We start from the raw sequence: 2,109 nt of genomic DNA on the forward strand, positions 1-2,109 counted from the left end.
CAGACGGGGGTCAGTTTCAAATGGCGGGAGGGGGTCAATTTAAGTGGGTTTTCCAATTTGATGAGTGAAATACTGTTTGTTGCTGTTCTTTTTGCTTTATTTCGTCTTGTCTTCTAAAGTCATTGATAAATTCTCGAACTCGTGAAGTCCATTCTCCATTTGTGGTTGTATTTATGAAAGCTTTGCGTGAAATCTCTGTAACTCTGGCACGTCTTCCAACTTGTGGAAATAAACAATAAAGGGTATTTCGCAAGCCTTCGGAATCGTCCATAGAACCGTCTCCTCGAAAATCAAAGATAACAGGCACAGAACTTTTAAGCCAAGCGGATGGAAAACAATATTCTGGAAACCCAACCTCAAATATTCCCGATTTGTCTGTGTTGTAAACGTCACTGATTCCATTATTTTTCCATTCTTTAAGAAAACGAGGATAATCTCTTTTTAGGCGTGTACCATCAACTATCCAAACCATATTTTTATAAAACTTCTCACGAGAAATTCTTTCTTCGGGCTTTATCGCTGAATGTTGAAATTCTATTATGAGGTTATGAGTCGTCCGAATATCTGAAATATGCTTTTCGCCCGTTATTTTGTCAAGCAAAGAAATTTCTTGCCAATCGGCAGAATAATTGTTTTTCCAATTGCGATGCCATTCGGTTTCTGGCTCCCACCAACTGTCGCAAAAAGTAATACTGCGATGTGCCCAATGCCAAATTTTTTGTTTGCCACATTTGGCAATAACGGATTGCGAACAATTAGGACAAATTCCTTGTTGCTTTGGTTGTGCTTCAACACGATTTTTATCAAGTAATGCAAACCTCATAATCTATCAACTTGTCTTAAACCAAATTTAATATATCCGAATTACCATTCTATCTTCTGCGTCAAAATTCCATTGGACTTGCCATACTCTTCCGTCAATTTGGTCGAGCAAAATCAAATTATAGGTATTTGTTGTTGGATAAAGAAAGAATCGACCATTTTTTTCCTCGTCCTCAGATACCAAAGAGACGTTTGATAATATAGTCTCGAAGCGATGCTTGCTTTCTGTACCCCATTGGACTTGCCACATTTGCCCTGTTCTTGTATTTAATTTTATAAAATTATACATATTTGGTGTTGCAAAAAGCCGATACACAACGGTGCTATCCGTAGAAATGTTCTGAATCGGAGGATGGGATGTGCTTTGAGCAAAAGTTAGCATTGCCGTAAATGCAAAAGTTAATGTCAGAAAGAATGTCTTCATATCCGTTGTTTTGTTAGATTTTTATTGTGGGTGGTCGTCTATGCTGACACACAACGTTTGACCAGCTTGCCGAAGTGGCGGATTTTCACCACTAAACTTCCGAGCGAAGACAGAACGTAAATTTAGTACAAAACTTTCAAACGGAGGCGTTAGCCCGCCATTTTGCCAAACTGGCCGTTGTATGCCGTTTTATTTCGGTAAATGAAAAGATATGACTGCTAAATCAAGTTCTCTATTTCTGTCACCAGTAAGATGAAATTTGTAGTTAAACCAAGTTTCATCACTTTGTCTTAACTCTTTCAAATAGTTAGGGTGTTTTTTGATAGATAACTTTACCTTTTCTAAAACATCAGTAAATTCAGCATTCTGAACAAAATTAATGACTGAAACTTTTGAATTTCTCCAAGTGAGGTAGCCTAAAAGTTGGTCAATAGTTTTAAGAAATACTTTTTCGCCTTTCCAGTATTTACACTCTGCTACAAATACCACACTACTATCATAGCGTAAAGAAATATCGGTCTTCCCAATTTTATTGAAAGTTTCACCACCAGCACTTCCTAATTCAAAATTTGGGTCTAAGATTAGCAAAATATGGTCACGAATATCTTCTTCACTTTTCCCCTTGTATGTTGAAGGCAACCTCTCAAAATTCTTTCCAACATCATTAATAATTTTCAAAATCTTTTGATAGTTGTTGTCATCAAGTGCAGGCTCTGGTTTGAAGTCTTTTTCATAAACTATTGGCTTTACGATAATTTTTTCTTTGAGTTTCGGATTAGGTACAGAAAATGTTTCCGCAATGCCGTTTTTCTTTTTAATTGGAACCCCAAGTGATGATAGCAAGTTGTTCTTCCGAAGTATTT

The 2,109-nt window shown here is 36.7% G+C and carries 3 protein-coding genes; all 3 read right to left on the reverse strand.

What is annotated here, in order from left to right; translation table 11 throughout:
• Nucleotides 1-34: 34 nt before the first annotated feature.
• Nucleotides 35-823, reverse strand: coding sequence for a competence protein CoiA (locus ACQR30_RS14740; protein ID WP_429736456.1), 789 nt, complete (start codon nt 821-823; stop codon nt 35-37).
• A gap of 27 nt (nt 824-850) precedes the next feature.
• Complete coding sequence (locus ACQR30_RS14745; protein WP_429736458.1) at nt 851-1,246, reverse strand: hypothetical protein; 396 nt, start codon at nt 1,244-1,246, stop codon at nt 851-853.
• A 189-nt stretch (nt 1,247-1,435) separates the two neighbouring features.
• Nucleotides 1,436-2,109: hypothetical protein (locus ACQR30_RS14750; protein WP_429736459.1), on the reverse strand; the 674-nt coding region annotated here is incomplete at its 5' end.

Origin of the sequence: Arachidicoccus sp., from assembly GCF_050436765.1 — a bacterium.
Classification (GTDB): domain Bacteria; phylum Bacteroidota; class Bacteroidia; order Chitinophagales; family Chitinophagaceae; genus Arachidicoccus.